Genomic DNA, 23,550 nt, shown 5'->3' with positions numbered 1-23,550 from the left:
ATGAACCTGGCACGTTATCGTTTTGTGCTGTCCCGGCCGCTGCAATTGCTGCCGGTGCTGTTTGGCATCAGCCTGATCACCTTTGTGCTGGTGCGCTCGATCCCCGGCGACCCGGCGCGCGCGCTGCTGGGTTCGCGCAGCACGCCCGACGCCTTGCTGAAAATCCGCGCCCAGTTCGGCCTCGACCAACCTGTGTGGCTGCAATATTTCTACTTCCTGAAAAACCTGCTCAAGGGCGACCTCGGTCAATCGCTGCTGTACAAGGTCGACGCGCTCAAGCTGATTGTCACGCGCATCGAGCCGACGCTGGTGCTGGTGCTCGGCAGCGTGGTGCTGGCGCTGCTGATCGCGGTGCCGCTGGCCACCGTGGCCGCGCGTAACAAAGGTGGCTGGGCGGATAAGCTGATCCGCGTGTTCACGACGGTCGGCCTGGGCATGCCGGCGTTCTGGCTGGGCTTGATGTTGATCTTGTTGCTGAGTGTGCAGTGGGGGCTGTTTCCGGTATCGGGTTACGGGCGGACCTGGCTGGACAAGGCGCACCACATGGTTCTGCCGTGCCTGACGATCGCCCTGGCCCTGTCGGCGGTGCTGGTGCGCAACCTGCGGGCGAGCATGTTGATGGAGTTGCAAGCCGACCACGTCACCGCCGCCCGGGCGCGCGGGTTGTCGGAAGCTGCGGTGTTTCGCCGCCATGTGCTGCCCAATTCCCTGGTACCGGCCGTCAACCTGCTGGCGGTGAATATCGGTTGGTTGATCAGCGGCACGGTGGTGATCGAAAGCCTGTTTGCCATCCCCGGCATCGGCCAGTTGCTGGTGCGCGGGATCTTCACGCGCGACTACATGGTCGTGCAGGGCGTGGCCATGGTGCTGGCGTGCGCGACCGTGGTGGTCAACTTCCTGGCTGACGTGGCCACTGTCGCCCTCGACCCACGGGTGAAGATGCAATGAGCACTCGCCCCTTGATTGCGCCATGGCGTTTGCGTCTGCGGTTTGGTTTTCGCAACGGCCGGCTGACCGCTGCCTGGGGTTTGTTGATTCTGCTGCTGTGGTTGGCGCTGGCGCTGTTTGCGCCGTGGATCGCGCCTTATGACCCGATTGCGCAAAACACGGACTTCAGTCTGCTCGGCCCAAGCCTTGCCCATCCATTCGGCACGGACAACTATGGTCGAGACATTCTTTCGAGGGTGATCTGGGGCGCGCGCATCGATTTGCAACTGGCGATCGTTGGGGTGATCTTCCCGTTCCTGATCGGCACCTTTGTCGGCGCGGTTTCAGGCTATATCGGTGGGCGTTTCGACAGCTTCTGCATGCGCCTGATCGATGTGATCCTGGCATTCCCCTTCCTGGTGCTGATGCTGGCAATCATGGCCATCCTCGGTCCGGGCTTGAAGAGCTTCTATATCGCCATGGCGCTGGTGGGTTGGGTGTCTTACGCGCGGCTGATCCGCTCGCAGATCCTGGTGCTCAAGGAAAGCGACTTCGCCCTGGCCGCCAAGAGCCTGGGCTTTGGTCACGGGCGGATTCTGTTCCGGCATCTGCTGCCGAATGCGATGTTCGGCTCGATTGTGTTTTCCATGTCTGACGCGGTGCTGGTACTGCTCAATGGCGCCGCTGTGAGCTACCTGGGCCTGGGCGTGCAACCGCCGACCGCCGAATGGGGAACGATGGTGGCCGAGGGGCAAGCCTTTATCACAACCGCTTGGTGGATCTGCACCTTTCCGGGGCTGGCCATTGTGACGCTGGCCATGGGCTTCAGCTTGCTGGCTGATGGCGTGGCGCAAGTGCTGGGGGATCGCTCATGAGCCTGCTGCAAGTACGCGACCTCAGCGTGATTGCCAACAATACCGGGCGTGATGTAACCCTGGTCGACCGTGTGTCCTTCGACCTGGCTGAAGGTGAAATCCTCGGCCTGGTCGGGGAGAGTGGCTCAGGCAAGACCATGGCGTGTCGCGGCCTGATGCGCCTGTTGCCGTCGCCTGCGCTGCGCGTGCAAGGTGGCGCGGTTCGGTTGGCCGGCCAGGATCTGCTGCCACTCGATGACGCCGGCATGCGTGCCGTGCGCGGCGGTCAACTGGGCATGATCTTCCAGAACCCCAGCAGCCACCTCGACCCGCTGATGCGTATCGGCGAGCAGATTGCCGAGGGCATTCGCCTGCACCAAGGCGCGTCAAAAAAAGACGCGCGGCTGCAAGCCATCGAGGTGTTGCGCCAGGTTGGCATCCCCGATCCGCAAGCGCGGGTCGACAACTACCCCCACGAGTTTTCCGGCGGCATGCGCCAGCGCGCGATGATCGCGGTGGCGCTGGGCTGCAACCCGAAAGTGCTGATTGCCGACGAGCCGACCACGGCCCTGGATGTAACGGTGCAGGCGCAAATCCTGCGGTTGCTGCTGGAGCTGCGTGATAAACGCGGTCTGTCGATCATCATGATCACTCACGACCTCGGCGTGGTTGCGCAAACCTGCGACGCCATCGCCGTGATGTACGCCGGGCGCCTGTGCGAACACGGCAGCAAATACGAACTGCTGGCGCATCCGCAACACCCGTACACCGCTGGCCTGATCGACTGCCAGCCCGCCCACAGCAGCGGCCACGCCTTGCTGCGCACGATTCCCGGGCAGCCGCCGTTGCTGGACGCCTTGCCCGCAGGCTGCCGGTTCAACCCGCGTTGCCCGCAGGTCGGTGCCTTGTGCACCGAGGTGCTGCCGGAAGGCGCGCGAGTCGCCTGTCATTACCCTTTGGGAGCGCACCCATGAGCCTGTTGCAGATCAAGGACCTTGAGGTGAAGTTTGCCGCGTCCGGCACGGGGTTGTTCGGCCTGAACAAGCAGTGGGTGAGGGCGGTGAACGGCGTGTCGCTGAACCTGGCAGCGGGTGAAACTTTAGGGTTGGTCGGCGAGTCCGGCAGCGGCAAGAGCACCTTGGGCCGGGCGGTGTTGCACCTCAACCCGATCAGCGCCGGACAGGTGTTGTTTGACGGCATCGACATGGCCCACGGCAGCGCCATCGATATCACTCGCCTGCGCCATGAAACCGCGATGATCTTCCAGGACCCGTACGCCGCACTGAATCCACGCCACACCATCGGTGAAACCATCGCCGAAGTGTTGCGCGTGCAGCGCAAGGTGGCGCCGGATCAGATCCCCGCTCGCGTCAACGAGCTGCTCGACCTGGTCGGGCTGCGCCCCGAACTCGCCAGCCGCAGACCCGGCTCCCTCAGTGGCGGCCAATGCCAGCGCGTCGGCATTGCCCGGGCATTGGCGGTAGAGCCACGGCTGATCATCGCCGATGAATGCGTGGCGGCGCTGGATGTGTCGATCCAGGGCCAGATCATCAACCTGCTGCTGGAACTGCAACAGCGTATGAACCTGGCGATCCTGTTTATCGCCCATGACCTGGCCATCGTGCGGCGCCTGTGCAACCGCGTGGCGGTGATGTACCTGGGCAAGATTGTCGAGGAAGGGCCGGTGGAAGCGGTCTTCACTTCGCCACGGCATCCTTACACGGCGGCCTTGATCCAGGCGATTCCAGAGATTGATCCGCATCGGCCGTTGCCTACGGAGCCCTTGCCGGGTGAGCCACCCAGCCCGCTGAATTTGCCTACCGGTTGCGCCTTTCACCCGCGTTGCCGGCACGCTCGAGCCATGTGTTCCGAGGTGTTGCCGCCAACGCATTTCCTGCACGAGCATCGATACAGTTGCGTGCTTGAAGAACCTTTGCTTTGACCCTTACCTGCCATTCATTAACAAGGAGTTGTGATATGCAAACGCGCCACTTGAAGTTGCTCGCCGCCGCTACGTTGACCGCTTGGTCCCTGACTGCTGGGTTGGCTCACGCCGCCGGCGTCCTGACCATCGGCTGCCGTGAGGACAGCACCACGTTCGACCCGATCAAAAGCGCGCAAAACCGCGACACGTGGGTATTCGCCAACGTCTACGACACCCTGGTGCGCGTCGATAACCTGGGCACCAAGATGGAGCCAGGGTTGGCAGAAAGCTGGGACATTTCCAAGGATGGCCTGACCTACACCTTCAAGCTGCGCGACGCGAAGTTCTCGGATGGCTCGCCGATTACCGCTGAGGATGCGGCGTTCAGCCTGTTGCGTATCCGCGACAACAAAGCCTCGCTGTGGGCTGATCCGTTCAACTTGATCAACACCGCCAAGGCGGCCGATCCGAAAACCCTGGTGGTTACCCTCAAGACGCCGGCTGTCGCTTTTCTCTCGCAACTGGCGTCGCCGACGGTGTCGATCCTGTCGGAAAAGGCCATGACCAAAATGGGTGAAGACGCCTACTCGGAAAACCCGGTGACGTCCGGCGCGTTTACCGTAGACGAGTGGCGTAAGGGTGATCGCGTCATCCTGAAAAAGAACCCGAACTTCTGGCAGGCCAAGAACGTCAGCCTCGATGGCGTGGAGTGGGTCTCTGTCACCGACGACAATACACGCATGCGCATGGTGCAGAACGACGAGCTGGACACAGCGATCTTCGTACCGTTCTCGCGGGTTGAAGAGCTGAAGAAAGACAAGAACGTGGTGATCCACTCCGACCCGTCCACCCGCGAAGATCACCTGTTGATCAACCACGCTCACGGCCTGCTGGCCAAGCAGGAAGTACGCGAGGCGCTGGACATGGCCATTGATAAACAATCGCTGGTGAAAGCCGCCACTTACGGTCAAGGCACCGTGGCCTATTCATACATCCCGAAGGGCTCGCTGTTCCACTACGCCAACAACCTGCAACGCCCGTATGACCCGACGGCCGCCAAGAAGCTGCTGGAGGCTGCGGGTGCCAAGGACTTGAAGCTTAACTACGTGGTCAACGCCGGCAACGAAGCCGACGAGCAGATTGCGGTGATCATCAAAGACCAGTTGGCCAAGGTCGGCGTGACCGCCAACCTGCAAAAGGTCGACCCGACCCAAAGCTGGCAGATGCTGGTGGACGGGGAATACGATATTTCGGTGATGTACTGGACCAACGACATCCTCGACCCGGACCAGAAGACCACCTTCGTACTGGGCCATGACACCAACCAGAACTACATGACCCGTTACAAGAACGACAAGGTCAAGGAGTTGGTGGCGGCCGCGCGGATCGAGGCCGACCCGGCCAAGCGTGAGCAGATGTATGTCGAACTGCAGAAACTGGCGAAACAGGACGTGAACTGGATCGACTTGTACTACAGCCCGTACATCAACATCTCACGCAAAAATGTGAGCAACTTCCTGCAAAACCCGCTGGGCCGCTTCACTCTCGAAGAGGTGGTGAAAAACTAAAGAGCGCTGCAATACCAATGTGGGAGCGGCGGTCGCACCGCCGCTCCCACATTTGGTTCTGTGTTGTGTCAGATATTATTGCGCGTCAAACGCCTGCCCATTGATCCCCGCACTGTCCGGCCCTATCAGGTACAAATACACCGGCATGATCTCTTCCGGCGCAGGCCGTTCCAACGGGTTTTCCCCCGGATACGCCTGGGCCCGCATGCTGGTGCGCGTACCGCCCGGGTTGATGCTGTTAGCGCGTACCGCCGCCACGTCTTCGAGCTCGTCGGCCAAGGTCTGCATCAGGCCCTCAGTGGCAAACTTCGACACACCGTAAGCCCCCCAATACGCCCGGCCTTTACGCCCGACGCTGCTGGAGGTGAACACCACCGACGCATCCTGGGACAGCTTCAGCAGCGGCAGTAGGGTGCTGGTCAGCATGAACATCGCGTTGACGTTCACGTGCATCACGCGCATGAAGTTCTCACCGGACAACTGCTCGATCGGCGTGCGTGGGCCGATGATCGACGCGTTGTGCAGCAGGCCGTCGAGGTGGCCGAATTCTTTCTCGATCATCGCGGCCAGCTCATCGTATTGATGGGGCAGGGCAGTCTCCAGGTTGAACGGAATCACCACCGGTTGCGGGTGGCCCGCGGCTTCGATTTCGTCGTAGACCTGGGCCAGGTTGGCCTCGGTCTTGCCCAGCAGCAGCACGGTCGCGCCATGGGCGGCGTAGGTTTTTGCCGCCGCCGCGCCAATCCCGCGACCGGCGCCGGTTACCAGGATTATCCGGCCTTTGAGCAGTTCTGGACGTGCGGAGTAATCAAACATAAATAGCCTCGACAGAATTCAAGGTGATACAGCTCTCAATGTGGAATTCAATTCCTGTGGGAGCTGGCTTCAGTGTTTGCAGGGGCGGCAAACAATCAGCAACTGCACAGCGCGTTATCCAGCACCTTGCGCAGCTCCAGCGGGTGATCCACCACGACATCGGCGCCCCAATGACGCGGGTTGTCGTCCGGGTGGATGTAGCCGTAAGTGACCGCCGCCGTGCGGGTGCCGGCATCACGGCCGGATTCGATATCGCGCAGGTCATCGCCCACGAACAACACGCTGGCCGGGTCCAGGCCGAGCATCTTGCACGCCAGGATCATCGGCTCCGGGTCCGGCTTGCTGTGTTTCACATGGTCCGGGCAGATCAGCAGGGCCGAACGCTCGGCCAGGCCCAGTTGCTGCATGATCGGCTCGGCAAAGCGCAGCGGCTTGTTGGTCACCACGCCCCAGATCAGATGGGCCTTCTCGATGTCTTCGAGCAACTCGGCCATGCCATCGAACAGTTTGCTATGGATCGCGCAGCCCTTGACGTAGCGCTCGAGGAACTCCAAGCGCAATGCTTCAAAACCTGGGGATTCCGGGTCCATGGAAAAGGTCACGGCGACCATCGCCCGCGCACCGCCGGAGATTTCATCGCGGATGTGCTGGTCGTTGATCGGCGCCAGGCCGCGGTCGGCGCGCATGGCCTGGCAGATGGCGATAAAGTCCGGCGCAGTGTCCAGCAAGGTACCGTCCATATCGAAGAGAACCGCTCGCAACTTCACAGGCTTACTCCTCGCGCAGGGTCTGGATCATGTAGTTGACATCAACATCGCTGGCCAGCTTGTAGTGCTTGGTCAGCGGGTTGTAGGTCAGGCCGATGATGTCCTTGACGGTCAGCCCGGCCTGGCGGCTCCAGGCACCCAGCTCGGACGGGCGGATGAATTTCTTGAAGTCATGGGTGCCGCGCGGCAGCAGCTTCATGATGTATTCCGCGCCGATGATCGCGAACAGGTAGGCCTTGGGGTTGCGGTTGATGGTGGAGAAAAACACCTGGCCGCCCGGCTTGACCATACGGAAGCACGCGCGGATCACCGAGGACGGGTCCGGCACGTGCTCGAGCATTTCGAGACAGGTGACCACGTCGAACTGCTCGGGCATTTCTTCGGCCAGGTCTTCGGCGGTGATCTGACGGTATTCGACGTTGACGCCGGATTCCAGCTGGTGCAACTGGGCCACGGCCAATGGGGCTTCGCCCATGTCGATGCCCATCACGGTCGCGCCGCGCTGCGCCATGGCTTCGCTGAGGATGCCGCCGCCGCAACCTACATCCAGAACCTTCTTGCCGGCCAGGTTGACGCGCTCGTCAATCCAGTTGACGCGCAGCGGGTTGATGTCGTGCAGGGGTTTGAACTCGCTCTCGCGGTCCCACCAGCGGTGAGCCAGGGCTTCGAATTTGGCGATTTCGGCGTGGTCGACGTTGCTCATGGTGAATCCTCTAAATCTGATAAATCGGTTGGCCGTTTCTGAACGTCAGGGTTCAAAACCGGCGTTATTCGCTGTGCCCGCTGATGCGTTGGCCCCAGGCAATGGCCGTGGCGGTCAACTGTTGTTCATCCATGCAGGTCAATTGCCGGTCGTCGAGCAACTGCTTGCCGGCGACCCAAAGGTGTTTCACACAATCGCGTCCGGTGGCATATATAAGTTGTGAGACCGGATCGTAGATCGGTTGTTGCGCCAGCCCCGACAGATCGAAGGCGACCATATCCGCCGCCTTGCCCACTTCCAGCGAGCCAATCTCGCTTTCCAGGCCCATGGCCCGCGCGCCATTGAGCGTCGCCATGCGCAGGGCACGGTGGGCATCCAGCGCGGTGGCTGAACCGGCGACGGCCTTGGCCAGCATCGCGGCGGTGCGGGTTTCGCCCAGCAAGTCGAGGTCATTGTTGCTGGCGGCGCCATCGGTGCCGATGGCCACATTGACGCCAGCCTGCCATAACCGCTCCACCGGGCAAAAGCCGCTGGCCAGTTTCAGGTTCGATTCCGGGCAATGGATGACGCTGGTGTTGCTTTCTACCAGCAAAGCCAAGTCGTCCTCGCTGATTTGGGTCATATGAACGGCCTGGAAGCGCGGGCCCAGCAGGCCGAGTCGACCCAGGCGTGCCAGTGGGCGCTCGCCGGTCTGCTCAACCGCTTGCTGCACTTCAAAGGCGGTTTCGTGAACATGCATATGGATCGCGGCGTCCAGCTCCTCGGCGATTACCCGGATTTTTTCGAGGTTGTCGTCGCACACCGTGTAGGGCGCGTGCGGGCCGAAGGTGATTTTGATGCGTGGGTGGTGCTTGAGGTCGCCGAACAGCTCGACACCCTGTCGGATCGCCTCATCGGCGGTGCTGGCGCCGGGGATCGGGAAGTCGAGGATCGGAATCGCGATCTGCGCGCGCATGCCGCTGTTGTGCACGCAGTCACTGGCGACCTTGGGGTAGAAGTACATGTCGGAAAAGCAGGTAATGCCACCTTTGAGCTGTTCGGCGATGGCCAGGTCGGTGCCATCACGTACGAAGGCTTCATCGACCCACTTGGCTTCGGCGGGCCAGATGTGTTTTTCCAGCCAGGTCATCAGTGGCAAATCGTCGGCCAGGCCGCGAAACAGGCTCATCGCCGCATGCCCGTGGGCGTTGATCAGGCCGGGGCTGAGCAGCATGCCCGGCAGTTCGCACACCTCAACGGCCGAAAGCTTCAAGGCCGCGGCCCGTGGCCCGATAAAGGCAATGCGCCCATCGCGGATGCCCAGACCATGCTCCTTGAACACCACGCCGGCAGGTTCGACAGGTACCAGCCAGGTTGGCAGCAACAACAAGTCGAGCGGGGCGGCAGTGGCGGTCATCGCAGGCTTCTTCCCAGGCAGCTATAAAAGAAGGGCGAAGTATACCCGAGCGTCCTGGCTGGCGGATCGCTATAATCGGCGGCTTTGTTCATGAGTGCGGAGTAAGGGATGCGCGATCGACTGTTGGCAGCGGAGAAAGTGAAGGCCATCGATTGGCGTGATGGCGCGCTGTACCTGCTCGACCAGCGTGCCTTGCCGTCCCGGGAAAGCTGGGTGGCCTGCGCTACGGTCGATGAGGTGGCTGCAGCCATTCGCTCGATGGTGGTACGCGGTGCGCCGGCTATTGGTATCAGTGCCGCGTATGGCTTGGTGCTGGCGGCCCGCGAGCGCATCGCCGAAGGCGGTGATTGGCAGGCCGCATGGGAAGAAGACTACGCATTGTTAGCCGATACCCGATCGACCGCGTCGAATCTGTTCTGGGCACTGAAGCGCATGCGCGACCGCCTGGACCGCGTCAAGAAGCACGCCGATCCGCTGGCGGTGCTGGAAGCCGAGGCGATTGCGATCCACGAAAGCGACCGCGAAGCCAACCTGACCATGGCCCAGTTGGGCGTTGAGCTGATCCGCAAGCACCAGGGCAATGCCCAGGCAATCCTCACCCATGGCAACGCTGGCGCCCTGGCGACCGGTGGTGTCGGTACGGCCCTTGGCGTGATTCGTGCGGCCTATCTGGAAGGCATGGTCGAACAGGTTTACGCCAATGAAACCCGGCCCTGGCTGCAAGGCTCGCGCCTGACCGCCTGGGAACTGGCGGGCGAGGGCATCCCGGTGACGGTGAATGCCGACTCGGCCGGTGCACATATCCTGAAGACCAAAGGCGTGACCTGGGTAATCGTCGGTGCCGACTGCATCTCCGCCAATGGTGATGTGATCGGCAAGATCGGCACCTACCAGCTGGCCGTGTGTGCGATGCACCACGGTGTGCGTTTCATGGTGGTGGCACCGAGTTCGACGCTGGACATGATGATGGCTACTGGCGATGACGTTGCGCTGGAAGAGCGTGATGCGGATGAGCTGCTGGAAGTTGCGGGTCAGCGTTTCGCGGCCGATGTGACGGCTTACAACCCGGTGTTTGATGTGACGCCGGCTGATTTGATCGATGTGATCGTGACCGAGAAAGGCGTCGTTGAGCGGCCGGATACGGCCAAATTGGCCAAGTTGATGTGCCGTAAGCGGTTGCATTGAGGGCTTTGGCGCCTGTCCGATTGCTATCGCAGGCAAGCCAGCTCCCACCTTGGATAATGGTCACAGATCTAAGTGTGGGAGCTGGCTTGCCTGCGATTGGCCATTTAAGTCAATAAAATCCTTGGATCCACGCTCGAAAAATAGCACCACCCCACTTCTGAGCCCCTCTCGTCCCTCTCAAGCCTGTCATCCGTCAACTTACTATGCTCCATGCGCATCAGGGGGATAGGTGCGTGGCGGCGATTGTGATAACATCCGGCGGTTTCCAGGGCTGCCCCAAGGGGTGGCCTATAACGTGCAGATCCGTGTCATAACTCGTTGATTTGTCGTAAGTCGTTGTCAGGCACTCTGCCGGCAGCGGCGAGCTTCGTTCGTCCCATATGGATGTGACGAGGTTTCACCCGAAAAAGGAATCAGGCTTCTCATGGGCGAACTGGCCAAAGAAATCCTCCCGGTCAATATCGAAGACGAGCTGAAACAGTCCTACCTCGACTACGCGATGAGCGTAATTGTCGGTCGGGCACTGCCTGATGCGCGCGATGGCTTGAAGCCCGTGCACCGGCGTGTGCTGTTCGCGATGAGCGAACTGGGTAACGACTGGAACAAGCCGTACAAGAAATCTGCCCGTGTTGTCGGTGACGTGATCGGTAAGTATCACCCTCACGGCGACACTGCGGTGTACGACACCATCGTTCGGATGGCCCAGCCGTTTTCCCTGCGCTACCTGCTGGTAGACGGCCAGGGTAACTTCGGTTCGGTCGACGGCGACAACGCCGCGGCGATGCGATACACCGAAGTGCGCATGACCAAGCTGGCACACGAGCTGCTGGCCGACCTGCATAAAGAAACCGTGGACTGGGTGCCGAACTACGACGGCACCGAAATGATCCCGGCGGTCATGCCAACCCGTATTCCCAACCTGCTGGTCAACGGTTCCAGCGGTATTGCCGTGGGCATGGCCACCAACATCCCGCCGCATAACCTCGGTGAAGTCATCGACGGTTGCCTGGCGCTTATCGACAACCCTGAGTTGACCGTCGATGAGCTGATGCAATACATCCCCGGTCCGGACTTCCCGACCGCCGCGATCATTAACGGTCGCGCCGGCATCATCGAAGCCTACCGCACCGGTCGCGGCCGCATTTACATGCGCGCCCGCTCGATGATCGAAGACATCGACAAAGTCGGTGGCCGCCAGCAGATCGTCATCACCGAACTCCCGTACCAGCTGAACAAGGCGCGTCTGATCGAGAAGATCGCCGAGCTGGTCAAAGAGAAGAAGCTTGAAGGCATCACCGAACTGCGCGACGAGTCCGACAAAGACGGTATGCGCGTAGTGATCGAGCTGCGTCGTGGCGAAGTGCCTGAGGTGATCCTCAACAACCTTTACGCCCAGACCCAGCTGCAAAGCGTATTTGGTATCAACGTAGTCGCACTGATCGACGGTCGCCCGCGCATCCTGAACCTCAAGGATCTGCTGGAAGCGTTTGTCCGTCACCGCCGCGAAGTCGTTACCCGCCGTACCGTATTCGAACTGCGCAAGGCCCGCGAGCGCGGCCACATCCTGGAAGGCCAGGCTGTTGCGCTGTCGAACATCGACCCGGTCATCGCCCTGATCAAAGCCTCGCCGACCCCGTCGGAAGCTAAAGAAGCACTGATCAAGATGCCGTGGGAATCCAGCGCCGTAGTGGCGATGGTTGAGCGCGCCGGCGCCGATTCGTGCCGCCCTGAGACCCTGGACCCGCAATACGGTCTGCGCGACGGCAAGTATTTCCTGTCGCCGGAACAGGCCCAGGCCATCCTCGAACTGCGCCTGCACCGCCTGACCGGTCTGGAGCACGAGAAGCTGCTGGCCGAGTACCAGGAGATTCTCAACCAGATCGGCGAGCTGATCCGCATCCTCAACAGCGCCGTGCGCCTGATGGAAGTGATCCGCGAAGAGCTGGAAGTGATCCGCGCCGAATACGGTGATGTGCGCCGCACCGAGATCCTCGATGCACGCCTCGACCTGACCCTGGGTGACATGATCCCGGAAGAAGAGCGCGTCGTGACCATCTCCCACAGTGGCTACGCCAAAACCCAGCCATTGGCTGCGTACCAGGCCCAGCGTCGTGGTGGTAAAGGTAAGTCGGCTACCGGCGTCAAGGATGAGGACTACATCGCTCACCTGCTGGTCGCCAACAGCCACACCACGCTGTTGCTGTTCTCCAGCAAAGGCAAAGTGTACTGGCTGAAAACCTACGAAATTCCGGAAGCCTCCCGCGCCGCCCGTGGTCGCCCACTGGTCAACCTGCTGCCGCTGGACAGTGATGAATACATCACCACCATGCTGCCGGTCGAGGAATACACCGAAGGTCACTTCATCTTCATGGCGACCGCCAAGGGCACCGTGAAGAAGACCCCGCTGGAATCCTTCAGCCGTCAACGCAGTGTGGGCCTGATCGCCCTGGAACTGGATGAAGGCGACGTACTGATCTCCGCGGCCATCACCGATGGCGAGCGTGAAGTCATGCTGTTCTCCGACGGCGGTAAAGTAACGCGCTTCAAGGAATCCGACGTTCGCGCCATGGGCCGTACCGCTCGCGGTGTGCGCGGCATGCGCCTGCCGGAAGGGCAGAAGCTGATTTCGATGCTGATCCCGGAAGAAGGCAGCCAGATCCTCACCGCTTCCGAGCGTGGTTATGGCAAGCGTACCGCTATCAGCGAGTTCCCGGAGTACAAGCGTGGCGGCCAAGGCGTGATCGCCATGGTCAGCAACGACCGCAACGGCCGTCTGGTCGGCGCAGTCCAGGTGCTCGATGGCGAGGAAATCATGCTGATTTCCGACCAGGGCACCCTGGTACGTACCCGTGTGGCTGAAGTGTCGAGCCTGGGCCGTAACACCCAGGGCGTCACCTTGATCAAGCTGGCCAAGGACGAAAAACTGGTCGGCCTGGAGCGTGTCCAGGAACCGTCGGAAGTGGAAGGCGAAGAGCTGGAAGGCGACGAGCTTGAAGGTGAAGGCTTCGATGGCGAGGTGATCGCAGCCGGCGATGACAACGTCGACGAGCCAACCCTCGATGCAGCCGCAGACGAAGAAGAACCGCAGGAATAAGCGGACACACAGGGGGCGGATGAAGATTCGCCCCCTTGTTGTTTGTCCCTTATGAAATACACGACCTTTGTCCGGACGCGGCTCATGTGGGAGCTGGCTTGCCTGCGATAGCATCACCGAGGTATCACTGAGCTACCGAGGTGCGTGTATCGCAGGCAAGCCAGCTCCCACAAGGGTTCGCGCCATAGAAAGGTTGTTGCCGAACATGATTGCAGCCCCACCAGATCAGAGTGAGATTGGATGTGAGCAAGAGAGCCTATAACTTCTGTGCCGGTCCCGCGGCGCTTCCTGAAGCAGTCCTGCAGCGTGCGCAGGGTGAACTCCTCGACTGGCATGGAAAAGGCCTCTCCGTGATGGAAATGAGCCATCGCAGCGATGAGTTCGTGTCCATCGCCACCAAGGCCGAGCAGGACCTGCGCGACTTGCTGGGCATCCCATCCGACTACAAAGTGCTGTTCCTGCAAGGCGGCGCCAGCCAGCAATTCGCCCAGATCCCGCTGAACCTGCTGCCGGAAGACGGCACTGCCGACTATATCGACACCGGTATCTGGGGCCAGAAGGCGATTGAAGAGGCCTCGCGTTACGGTCACGTCAATGTGGCGGGCACCGCCAAGCCCTACGACTACTTCGCGATTCCCGGTCAGAACGAGTGGAAGCTGTCGAAGGACGCTGCCTACGTGCACTACGTGCAGAACGAGACCATCGGCGGCCTGGAGTTCGACTGGGTGCCGGAAGTGGGTGACGTGCCGCTGGTGTGCGACATGTCTTCGGACATCCTCTCGCGCCCGATCGATGTGTCCAGGTACGGCATGATCTACGCCGGCGCGCAGAAGAACATCGGCCCGAGCGGCATCGTGGTCAACATCATCCGCGAAGACCTGCTCGGCCGTGCCCGTTCGCTGTGCCCGACCATGCTCAACTACAAGGTCGCGGCGGATAATGGCTCGATGTACAACACCCCGCCAGCGTTCGCCTGGTACCTGTCTGGCCTGGTTTTCGAATGGCTGAAAGAGCAGGGCGGTGTGGCAGCCATGGGCAAGCGCAACGAAGAGAAGAAGCGCACCCTGTACGACTTCATCGACGCCAGCGGCCTCTACAGCAACCCGATCAACCTCACTGATCGCTCGTGGATGAACGTGCCGTTCCGCCTGGCGGACGACCGTCTGGACAAACCGTTCCTGGCCGGTGCCGACGAGCGCGGCCTGCTGAACCTTAAGGGCCACCGTTCGGTCGGTGGCATGCGCGCCTCCATCTACAACGCTGTCGACATCAACGCGATCAACGCGCTGGTTGCCTACATGGCAGCGTTCGAAAAGGAACACGGCTAATGTCTGAGCAAGAACTCAAGGCCCTGCGTGTACGCATTGACAGCCTGGACGAGAAAGTCCTGGAGCTGATCAGTGAGCGCGCGCGGTGCGCGCAGGAAGTGGCACGGGTGAAAATGGCGTCCCTGGCAGAAGGCGAGGTGCCGGTGTTCTACCGGCCTGAGCGTGAAGCCCAGGTGCTCAAGCGTGTGATGGAGCGCAACAAGGGCCCGTTGGGCAATGAAGAGATGGCGCGGTTGTTCCGTGAAATCATGTCGTCATGCCTGGCGCTGGAGCAACCGCTGAAAGTGGCGTACCTCGGCCCGGAAGGCACCTTCACGCAAGCGGCGGCCATGAAACACTTCGGCCACGCGGTGATCAGCAAGCCGATGGCTGCGATCGACGAAGTGTTCCGTGAAGTGGCGGCCGGTGCGGTGAATTTTGGCGTGGTCCCGGTGGAAAACTCCACCGAAGGCGCGGTCAACCACACCCTGGACAGCTTCCTCGAGCACGACATGGTGATCTGCGGCGAAGTCGAGCTGCGTATCCACCACCATCTGCTGGTGGGCGAGAGCACCAAGACCGACAGTATCAGCCGCATTTATTCTCACGCCCAGTCCCTGGCGCAGTGCCGCAAGTGGCTGGACGCGCATTACCCGAATGTTGAGCGCGTGGCAGTCTCCAGCAATGCCGAAGCCGCCAAGCGGGTCAAGGGTGAGTGGAACTCGGCGGCCATCGCCGGTGATATGGCGGCGGGCCTGTATGGCCTGACGCGCCTGGCCGAAAAAATCGAGGACCGCCCGGACAACTCCACGCGTTTCCTGATGATTGGCAGCCAGGAAGTGCCGCCGACCGGCGACGACAAGACCTCGATCATCGTCTCCATGAGCAACAAGCCCGGCGCGCTGCATGAGCTGCTGGTGCCGTTCCACGACAACGGGATTGACCTGACGCGCATCGAGACTCGTCCTTCGCGCAGCGGTAAATGGACTTACGTGTTCTTTATCGACTTCATCGGCCATCACCGCGACCCACTGGTCAAGGGCGTGCTCGAGAAAATCAGTCAGGAAGCCGTGGCACTCAAGGTGCTGGGCTCTTACCCGAAAGCGGTTTTGTGAGGCGTTAACATGAGTGGCAATTTTCTCGCCCTGGCTCAGCCGGGCGTGCAACAACTGTCGCCTTACGTTCCGGGCAAGCCTGTGGACGAGTTGGCGCGTGAGTTGAATCTGGATCCTTCCAAAATCGTCAAATTGGCGAGTAACGAAAATCCGTTGGGCCCGAGCCCTAACGTGCTCGCGGCGATTCGCGAAGAGCTGGCGGAGCTGACGCGTTATCCCGACGGCAATGGCTTTGCGCTTAAGTCGCTGTTGGCGCAGAAGTGCCGCGTCGAGCTGAACCAGGTGACGTTGGGCAACGGTTCCAATGACATTCTCGAGCTGGTCGGCCGTGCCTACCTGGCGCCGGGCCTGAATGCGGTGTTCAGCGAGCACGCGTTCGCGGTGTATCCAATTGTCACGCAGGCTGTTGGCGCTGATGCGCGCATCATTCCTGCGAAGGACTGGGGCCACGACCTGCCGGCCATGTTGGCGGCCATCGACGCCCAGACCCGCGTGGTGTTTATTGCCAACCCGAACAACCCGACCGGTACCTGGTTTGATGCTCAAGCGCTGAACGACTTCCTGCAAGACGTGCCTGAGCACGTACTGGTGGTGCTGGACGAAGCCTACATCGAATACGCCGAAGGCAGCGACTTGCCGGACGGCCTGGACTTCCTGGCGGCCTACCCGAACCTGCTGGTATCGCGCACGTTCTCCAAGGCCTATGGCCTGGCGTCGTTGCGGGTCGGCTACGGTCTGTCCAGTGCGGTGGTTGCCGATGTGCTGAACCGCGTACGCCAACCGTTCAACGTCAACAGCCTCGCGCTGGCCGCGGCCTGTGCGGCGGTTAAGGATACCGAGTACCTGGAAGAGAGCCGTCGCGTCAACGAAAGCGGCATGCTGCAATTGCAGGCAGGCTTTCGTGAGATGGGCCTGGGCTGGATTCCGTCCAAGGGCAACTTCATCTGTGTCGACCTTGGCCAAGTGGCTGCCCCGGTGTTCCAGGGTTTGTTGCGCGAAGGCGTGATCGTGCGTCCGGTGGCCAACTACGGCATGCCGAATCACCTGCGTATCACCATCGGTTTGCCGGCTGAAAACAGCCGCTTCCTGGACGCGCTGGCCAAGGTTCTGGCCCGTGGTTGATGTCACCGCATTGCAACCTGCTGTGCCTATGATCGGTCGCCTGGTGGTGGTCGGTCTGGGCTTGATCGGCGGCTCCTTCGCCAAAGGCCTGCGTGAAAGCGGGCTGTGTGGCGAAGTAGTCGGTGTGGACCTTGACCCCAAATCGCGTCAGTTGGCGGTTGAGTTGGGGGTGGTGGATCGCTGTGAAGCGGATCTGGCGCTTGCGTGCCGCGGCGCTGACGTGATCCAGCTCGCGGTGCCAATCCTGGCCATGGAGAAATTGCTCGGTATGTTGGCCGGCATGGACCTTGGTCAGGCGATCCTGACGGACGTCGGCAGTGCCAAGGGCAATGTGGTGCGTGCGGCGCAACAGGCGTTTGGCGGCATGCCGGCGCGGTTCGTGCCGGGCCATCCGATTGCCGGTTCCGAGCAGAGTGGGGTAGAGGCGTCGAATGCGCAGCTGTTCCGTCGCCACAAAGTCATCCTCACACCGCTGGAGCAAACCGACCCCGCTGCATTGGCGGTGGTGGATCGTCTGTGGCGTGAGCTGGGCGCGGATGTCGAGCACATGCAGGTTGAGCGTCACGACGAGGTGCTGGCGGCGACCAGTCACTTGCCGCATTTGTTGGCATTTGGCCTGGTGGACTCCCTGGCCAAGCGCAACGAGAACCTCGAGATATTCCGTTATGCCGCCGGCGGCTTCCGTGACTTCACGCGGATTGCCGGCAGCGACCCGGTGATGTGGCACGACATCTTCCTTGCCAATCGCGAAGCGGTGTTGCGCACCCTGGACACCTTCCGCAGTGACCTCGACGCCTTGCGCGATGCGGTCGACGCGGGGGACGGCCATCAATTATTGGGCGTGTTCACCCGTGCACGGGTGGCGCGTGAGCATTTCAGCAAGATCCTGGCTCGCCGGGCCTATATGGAAACCGCTGTGAGCGCTGATGAACTGACCTTTCTCGCCAGCCCGGGGGGCCGCTTGAGCGGGCGCATTCGGGTGCCGGGCGACAAGTCGATCTCCCATCGGTCGATCATGCTCGGTTCGTTGGCTGAAGGTGTGACCGAGGTCGACGGTTTCCTCGAGGGCGAAGACGCCCTGGCGACCTTGCAGGCGTTTCGCGACATGGGCGTGGTGATTGAAGGCCCGCACCATGGGCGTGTGACCATTCATGGCGTGGGTTTACATGGCTTGAAACCGGCGCCGGGGCCGATTTACCTCGGTAACTCTGGCACCTCCATGCGCCTGCTGTCCGGCTTGCTGGCAGCGCAGAGCTTTGACAGCGTGCTGACGGGCGACGCGTCCCTGTCCAAGCGCCCGATGAGTCGCGTGGCCAAGCCGCTACGGGAAATGGGCGCGGTGATCGAGACCGGGCCGGAAGGGCGTCCGCCGCTGACCATCCGTGGTGGCCAGTCGTTGAAGGGCGTGGCGTATGACATGCCGATGGCCAGCGCCCAGGTCAAATCCTGCCTGTTGTTGGCGGGTTTGTATGCCGAGGGCAAGACCGCGGTGACCGAGCCGGCACCGACCCGTGACCACACCGAACGTATGTTGCGCGGCTTTGGTTATCCGGTGGCGGTGCAGGGCGCGACGGCTTCGGTTGAGTCGGGGCATTCGTTGACGGCTACCCATATAGAAGTGCCGGGGGATATCTCTTCTTCTGCGTTCTTCCTAGTGGCTGCGTCGATTGCCGAGGGCTCCGAGTTGTTGCTGGAGCATGTCGGTGTCAATCCGACGCGTACCGGCGTGATCGACATCCTGCGGCTGATGGGCGCAGATATAACGCTGGAAAACCTGCGCGAAGTCGGCGGTGAGCCTGTCGCGGACCTGCGGGTGCGCGCGGCGGCGCTGAAGGGGATCGAGATTCCCGACGCGCTGGTGCCGTTGGCAATCGATGAGTTTCCGGTGCTGTTCGTCGCGGCGGCCTGTGCCGAGGGGCGCACGGTGTTGCGCGGAGCTGAGGAGCTGCGCGTGAAGGAGTCTGACCGTATCCAGGTGATGGCCGATGGTCTATTGGCGCTAGGGGTGAAGTGTGAACCGACCCCCGATGGGATTATCATTGACGGTGGCCTGATGGGGGGTGGCGAAGTGCATGCCCATGGCGATCACCGCATCGCCATGGCGTTCAGTGTGGCTTCCCTAAGGGCGGCGGCGCCGATTCGTATCCGCGACTGCGCCAATGTTGCTACGTCTTTTCCGAATTTTCTTACACTGTGTGCCCAAGTCGGCATCCGTGTTGCCCAAGAGGCTCAATTGTGAATATCAAAGCACCGGTGATTACCATCGACGGGCCAAGCGGTTCGGGCAAAGGCACGATAGCCGGCATCCTGGCCAAGCGCCTGGGTTGGTGCCTGCTGGATTCCGGCGCGCTTTACCGCCTGTTGGCGTTTGCCGCTCGCAACCATGGCGTCGACCTGACCAACGAAGAATCCCTGAAGCTGCTGGCCGCACATTTGGATGTGCAGTTCGTCGGCGCGACGGAAGGTCATCCCCAGCGCATCATCCTCGAAGGCGATGATGTGACCGATGATCTGCGCAACGAACAAGTCGGCTCCTGGGCGTCCCAGGTCGCCGCGCTGCCTGCGGTGCGTGACGCTTTGCTGCAGCGTCAGCGGGCGTTTCAGGAACCGCCGGGCTTGGTGGCCGATGGCCGCGACATGGGCACCGTGGTATTTCCAGAGGCGCCGTTAAAGATTTTCCTGACCGCCAGTGCCGAGGAGCGGGCTCGCCGCCGTTACTTGCAGTTGAAGGGCAAAGTCGATGGTGTTAGTCTGTCGAGTCTGCTAGATGAGATCCGTGCACGCGATGAGCGTGATACCCAGCGCGCAGTAGCCCCGCTAAAGCCGGCGGCTGATGCCATACAGCTGGATTCCACGGAGTTGTCCATTGAGCAGGTGCTGGAACGCATCATGAGCGAGATCGCTATTCGCGATATCGCCGGGTGACCAAGAAGGCCGCAGGGGACCAGTCATAGTCCTGTGGTGCTTCTTTTAATTGAAACTGACCCACACCGTCTGGGGTGTGGAGATGGGCGTATTCTTCGCCCTTATCAACAGGAATTAAAATGAGCGAAAGCTTTGCGGAACTCTTTGAAGAAAGCCTAAAAACCCTGAACCTTCAGGCAGGCTCCATCATCACCGGTGTTATCGTTGATATCGATTACCAAGCTCGCTGGGTAACCGTTCACGCTGGTCTGAAGTCTGAAGCTCTGATCCCTCTGGAACAGTTCTACAACGATGCTGGCGATCTGACAATCAATGTCGGTGACGAAGTTCACGTTGCTCTGGACTCGGTTGAAGACGGTTTCGGTGAAACCAAGCTGTCCCGTGAAAAAGCCAAGCGCGCTGAATGCTGGATTGTTCTCGAAGCAGCCTTCGCAGCTGAAGAAGTGGTCAAGGGCGTTATCAACGGTAAGGTTAAAGGCGGCTTCACTGTCGACGTTAACGGCATCCGTGCGTTCCTGCCAGGTTCTTTGGTCGACGTTCGTCCTGTGCGCGACACCACGCACCTGGAAGGCAAAGAACTCGAATTCAAGGTCATCAAACTCGACCAGAAACGCAACAACGTTGTCGTTTCCCGTCGCAGCGTCCTGGAAGCAGAGAACTCCGCCGAGCGTGAAGCTCTGCTGGAATCCCTGCAGGAAGGCCAACAAGTCAAAGGTATCGTCAAGAACCTCACCGATTACGGCGCATTCGTCGATCTGGGTGGCGTCGATGGCCTGCTGCACATTACCGACATGGCTTGGAAGCGTATCAAGCATCCTTCCGAAATCGTCAACGTTGGCGACGAGATCGATGTCAAGGTTCTGAAATACGATCGCGAACGCAACCGTGTTTCCCTGGGCCTGAAGCAACTGGGTGAAGATCCATGGGTCGCTATCAAAGCCCGTTACCCAGAAAGCACTCGCGTTACCGCGCGTGTTACCAACCTGACCGACTACGGCTGCTTCGCTGAGCTGGAAGAAGGCGTGGAAGGCCTGGTACACGTTTCCGAAATGGACTGGACCAACAAAAACATCCACCCTTCGAAAGTCGTACAAGTCGGCGACGAAGTGGAAGTTATGGTTCTGGACATCGACGAAGAGCGTCGTCGTATCTCCCTCGGCATCAAGCAGTGCAAATCTAACCCATGGGAAGATTTCTCTGGCCAGTTCAACAAGGGCGATAAAATCTCCGGCACCATCAAGTCGATCACCGATTTCGGTATCTTCATTGGTCTGGACGGCGGCATCGACGGCCTGGTTCACCTGTCCGACATCTCCTGGAACGAAGTGGGCGAAGAAGCTGTTCGTCGTTTCAAGAAGGGCGACGAGCTGGACACCGTTATCCTGTCGGTTGACCCAGAGCGCGAGCGCATCTCCCTGGGCATCAAGCAACTGGAAAGCGACCCGTTCTCTGAATACGTTCAGGACAACGACAAAGGCGCAATCGTTAAAGGCATCGTGAAAGAAGTTGACGCTAAAGGCGCCATCATCACTCTGGCCGACGATATCGAAGCGACTCTGAAAGCCTCCGAAATCAGCCGTGACCGCGTTGAAGACGCGCGCAACGTTCTGAAAGAAGGCCAGGAAGTAGAAGCCAAGATCATCAGCGTTGACCGCAAGAGCCGCGTAATCCAGCTCTCCATCAAGTCGAAAGACGATGCTGAAGAGAAAGAAGCCATCCAAAGCTTGAAAGACAAGCCTTCGGATAGCATCGCTGCTGGTCCTACCACTCTGGGCGACCTGTTGCGTGCACAAATGGAAAAACAGAACTAAGTTCTGTCAGACCATAGAAAAAGGGTGACTTCGGTCGCCCTTTTTTGTGCCTGAAATTTGTTGAATCAACGTCGAGAACCAAGGTGAGTAGCTCAGTGTCAGAACTGACTATAGTCTTAGGAAAAAAAGCGGTTCTCGTGATGTCGCTTCAATAAGGATTTGAATGAACAGGCTTATTGTAATACTCGCAGTGGTAATGCTTGCAGGCTGCTCTGCCACCAGTGCCAAGACCCACGCTAAGCGCGGCGTCAGCGGCATCGAGATCGACTGCTCGGGTCTGGGCAACAAGTGGGACAAGTGCGAGAAGCGCGCCGCCCGTGAGTGCAAGATGCAGGGCTACAAGGTCATCACCAAGTCCAGTGACGCCAAGGACGAAGAGGGCGACTACCTATTCGGCTGGAACCCTGCTGGCGCGGTGACTCGCAAGATGCTCGTCATCTGCAATTGAGGCGGTTACGTGTTTCACGCAGGTGTTTATTTAACCAGCAGATAAGTTTATCCATGGGCTGTTCAAATTCATCAAGTCATGCTAAAACCTTCGAAGCGCTTTTCCTAGCTGCTTGAAAAAGAAGGGAAAAATATGACGAAGTCGGAGTTGATCGAACGAATTGTCACCCATCAAGGGCTGCTCTCATCCAAGGATGTGGAACTGGCTATCAAGACCATGCTCGAGCAAATGTCCCAGTGTTTAGCGACTGGGGACCGGATTGAGATCCGGGGGTTTGGCAGCTTTTCGCTGCACTATCGTGCGCCGCGGGTAGGGCGGAATCCTAAGACTGGGCAGTCGGTGAGTCTGGATGGGAAGTTTGTGCCTCATTTCAAGCCGGGGAAGGAGTTGCGGGATCGGGTGAATGAGGATGAGGAAGAAGGCGTCTGAGTGTTTTTTGGGGTAGGAGAAGGTTATGAGTAGGGTTAAGCGCGTCATTGTGATACTGACGGTGCTGTTTGTTGCGTTGCTAGTGATGGCATTTGTACTGGAAAATCAGCAGGATATTTCTCTCTCGTTTATGGGCTTCGGTACTGGGAAGATGCCAGTGTCGATGTTTGTGGTTGGGGCGTTGGTCGCCGGAATGCTGGTAGGGCCATTATTTGGGTTTTTGATACGTAACCGGCGTCTTAGATCGGTCTATGACGGGCGGAGCTAAAGAATTGCACTTGCTGAAAAATGGTGAGCGGCTTGATGAGCGCTTATCAGAAGTTCCGCTTTTATTCTACGAAGTTGATTGTGCGTCCGGGCGGTTTTTCGATTGGTGAAATGATTTTTTCAGAGGAAAACCCCGAACAGTGCCCCGCTTGGTTACAGAATGTTTGTACGCTCTTAGAGGGTTGCAGTAGCATTTTCAACCTCGCGGCAAGAATCGTTTGCTTTACGTGCAAGGGCTCCGAAGAGGTTAGCGTAGTCAGCGGCGATTAGTGACCTCCCATCCAAAACTGATCACGCCTTCAGCTACACCGCTCATAACAGGAATGCAGTCGATTACACTCGGACCGGGTTATTCCTTGAACAATGCGTCAGTTTGAGGATTCACTGATTTAGCCCATGATCAACTATCTCGCTGTCAGCAAATTTTCAGTGACGCTTAGTTAACACCATTGCCCTTGCGGTGCTAGCTTGATAAGTACCACCTCCTTAACTCCGAGTGTTGAGATAAAACTTACGATTGATTCTAATTCGTAATCTTTTCAGAGTTCTACTGGCTAATCACCACAACCATGGTTTCGATTCTGGCAACTTACTGCAATGGAATTGAGTGCTGTATATATAGCGTGGAGGGCACAAAATATTTATTTTTAGCGAGGGTAGCTCTACAAGGAGATGGCTGGATGGAAAGTAACAATGATAAGCAGATTACTCCGAATTCCTAGTGACAGTTTTTCAGCGCCAGAGTCTCCTTAAAGAACAGCAATCATTACCCGCTTCTTATCAGTGCAAGAAATATTATTACTTTTCGAGTCCGCAGAGGCAAATTGAAAAGACTTGTATTTAAGCCGGTATCAATGACTAAGCTTTTTATGACGCTCCGCATAAATAAGTG

Annotated in this window: 20 protein-coding genes; 16 read left to right on the top strand and 4 right to left on the bottom strand. The window is 59.6% G+C overall.

All coding sequences use genetic code 11. The features are described 5' to 3' along the window. The 5 genes from AACY08_RS25355 to AACY08_RS25335 are packed head-to-tail and all read left to right on the top strand — an operon-like array spanning position 1 to position 5,273. Positions 1-948: an ABC transporter permease gene (locus AACY08_RS25355; protein ID WP_339428399.1), complete on the top strand. Its 948-nt coding sequence runs from the start codon at positions 1-3 to the stop codon at positions 946-948. Beyond that, positions 945-1,802, top strand: a complete 858-nt coding sequence (locus AACY08_RS25350; RefSeq protein ID WP_339456480.1) for an ABC transporter permease — start codon at positions 945-947, stop codon at positions 1,800-1,802. The genes AACY08_RS25355 and AACY08_RS25350 overlap by 4 nt, the downstream gene beginning before the upstream one ends. Continuing rightward, complete coding sequence (locus tag AACY08_RS25345) at positions 1,799-2,755, top strand: ABC transporter ATP-binding protein (protein WP_339437160.1); 957 nt, start codon at positions 1,799-1,801, stop codon at positions 2,753-2,755. The genes AACY08_RS25350 and AACY08_RS25345 overlap by 4 nt, the downstream gene beginning before the upstream one ends. Next, on the top strand, positions 2,752-3,723 hold the full coding sequence (locus AACY08_RS25340) for an ABC transporter ATP-binding protein (RefSeq protein ID WP_339471908.1): 972 nt from the start codon (positions 2,752-2,754) through the stop codon (positions 3,721-3,723). The genes AACY08_RS25345 and AACY08_RS25340 overlap by 4 nt, the downstream gene beginning before the upstream one ends. Positions 3,724-3,758: 35 nt before the next feature. Next, complete coding sequence (locus AACY08_RS25335) at positions 3,759-5,273, top strand: ABC transporter substrate-binding protein (protein WP_339414829.1); 1,515 nt, start codon at positions 3,759-3,761, stop codon at positions 5,271-5,273. 75 nt (positions 5,274-5,348) lie between these two features. Here AACY08_RS25335 and AACY08_RS25330 read toward each other — a convergent pair whose 3' ends face one another. The 4 genes from AACY08_RS25330 to AACY08_RS25315 form a co-directional block, all read right to left on the bottom strand. Further along, on the bottom strand, positions 5,349-6,089 hold the full coding sequence (locus tag AACY08_RS25330) for a YciK family oxidoreductase (protein ID WP_339471906.1): 741 nt from the start codon (positions 6,087-6,089) through the stop codon (positions 5,349-5,351). 95 nt (positions 6,090-6,184) lie between these two features. Then, a complete protein-coding gene (gene mupP, locus AACY08_RS25325; protein WP_339471904.1) occupies positions 6,185-6,856 on the bottom strand; it encodes an N-acetylmuramic acid 6-phosphate phosphatase MupP in 672 nt (223 codons plus the stop codon). Between the two features lie 4 nt (positions 6,857-6,860). Next, positions 6,861-7,559: a bifunctional 2-polyprenyl-6-hydroxyphenol methylase/3-demethylubiquinol 3-O-methyltransferase UbiG gene (ubiG, locus tag AACY08_RS25320; RefSeq protein WP_017734479.1), complete on the bottom strand. Its 699-nt coding sequence runs from the start codon at positions 7,557-7,559 to the stop codon at positions 6,861-6,863. A 64-nt stretch (positions 7,560-7,623) separates the two neighbouring features. Beyond that, entirely contained in the window at positions 7,624-8,955 is a 1,332-nt protein-coding gene (locus tag AACY08_RS25315; RefSeq protein ID WP_339471902.1) for a TRZ/ATZ family hydrolase, read from the bottom strand. Between the two features lie 108 nt (positions 8,956-9,063). On the opposite strand from AACY08_RS25315, the gene mtnA reads away from it, so the two are divergent. The 11 genes from mtnA to AACY08_RS25260 all read left to right on the top strand — a co-directional run bounded on the left by mtnA (position 9,064) and on the right by AACY08_RS25260 (position 22,659). Continuing rightward, positions 9,064-10,140, top strand: coding sequence for an S-methyl-5-thioribose-1-phosphate isomerase (gene mtnA / locus AACY08_RS25310; RefSeq protein WP_339471900.1), 1,077 nt, complete (start codon positions 9,064-9,066; stop codon positions 10,138-10,140). A gap of 424 nt (positions 10,141-10,564) precedes the next feature. Further along, positions 10,565-13,234 carry a DNA gyrase subunit A gene (gyrA, locus tag AACY08_RS25305; protein ID WP_339471898.1) on the top strand — a complete coding sequence of 890 codons (2,670 nt, stop codon included), beginning with the start codon at positions 10,565-10,567 and terminating at the stop codon, positions 13,232-13,234. 242 nt (positions 13,235-13,476) lie between these two features. Beyond that, positions 13,477-14,562: a 3-phosphoserine/phosphohydroxythreonine transaminase gene (gene serC, locus AACY08_RS25300; protein ID WP_339471896.1), complete on the top strand. Its 1,086-nt coding sequence runs from the start codon at positions 13,477-13,479 to the stop codon at positions 14,560-14,562. After that, positions 14,562-15,656, top strand: coding sequence for a prephenate dehydratase (gene pheA, locus AACY08_RS25295; RefSeq protein ID WP_053132458.1), 1,095 nt, complete (start codon positions 14,562-14,564; stop codon positions 15,654-15,656). Before serC ends, pheA begins: the two co-directional genes overlap by 1 nt. Positions 15,657-15,665: 9 nt before the next feature. After that, positions 15,666-16,778: a histidinol-phosphate transaminase gene (gene hisC, locus AACY08_RS25290; RefSeq protein WP_339471894.1), complete on the top strand. Its 1,113-nt coding sequence runs from the start codon at positions 15,666-15,668 to the stop codon at positions 16,776-16,778. A gap of 28 nt (positions 16,779-16,806) precedes the next feature. Beyond that, positions 16,807-19,017 (top strand): bifunctional prephenate dehydrogenase/3-phosphoshikimate 1-carboxyvinyltransferase, encoded by a 2,211-nt coding sequence (locus tag AACY08_RS25285; protein WP_339471939.1) that lies wholly within the window; start codon positions 16,807-16,809, stop codon positions 19,015-19,017. Continuing rightward, positions 19,014-19,703 (top strand): (d)CMP kinase, encoded by a 690-nt coding sequence (cmk, locus tag AACY08_RS25280; RefSeq protein WP_012722932.1) that lies wholly within the window; start codon positions 19,014-19,016, stop codon positions 19,701-19,703. The genes AACY08_RS25285 and cmk overlap by 4 nt, the downstream gene beginning before the upstream one ends. Before the next feature lie 119 nt (positions 19,704-19,822). After that, entirely contained in the window at positions 19,823-21,514 is a 1,692-nt protein-coding gene (rpsA, locus tag AACY08_RS25275) for a 30S ribosomal protein S1 (protein WP_012722933.1), read from the top strand. 163 nt (positions 21,515-21,677) lie between these two features. Then, positions 21,678-21,962, top strand: coding sequence for a hypothetical protein (locus AACY08_RS25270; RefSeq protein WP_339471892.1), 285 nt, complete (start codon positions 21,678-21,680; stop codon positions 21,960-21,962). 132 nt (positions 21,963-22,094) lie between these two features. Then, positions 22,095-22,391: an integration host factor subunit beta gene (ihfB, locus tag AACY08_RS25265; protein WP_003218804.1), complete on the top strand. Its 297-nt coding sequence runs from the start codon at positions 22,095-22,097 to the stop codon at positions 22,389-22,391. Positions 22,392-22,416: 25 nt separating this feature from the next. Beyond that, a complete protein-coding gene (locus AACY08_RS25260) occupies positions 22,417-22,659 on the top strand; it encodes a lipopolysaccharide assembly protein LapA domain-containing protein (RefSeq protein ID WP_339471890.1) in 243 nt (80 codons plus the stop codon). Positions 22,660-23,550: the final 891 nt, after the last annotated feature.

Source organism: Pseudomonas sp. EL_65y_Pfl1_R83, assembly GCF_963970695.1.
Lineage (GTDB): Bacteria > Pseudomonadota > Gammaproteobacteria > Pseudomonadales > Pseudomonadaceae > Aquipseudomonas > Aquipseudomonas tritici.
Note: the sequence above shows the minus strand (reverse complement) of the source record. Positions and strands in the feature narration are given on the sequence as shown.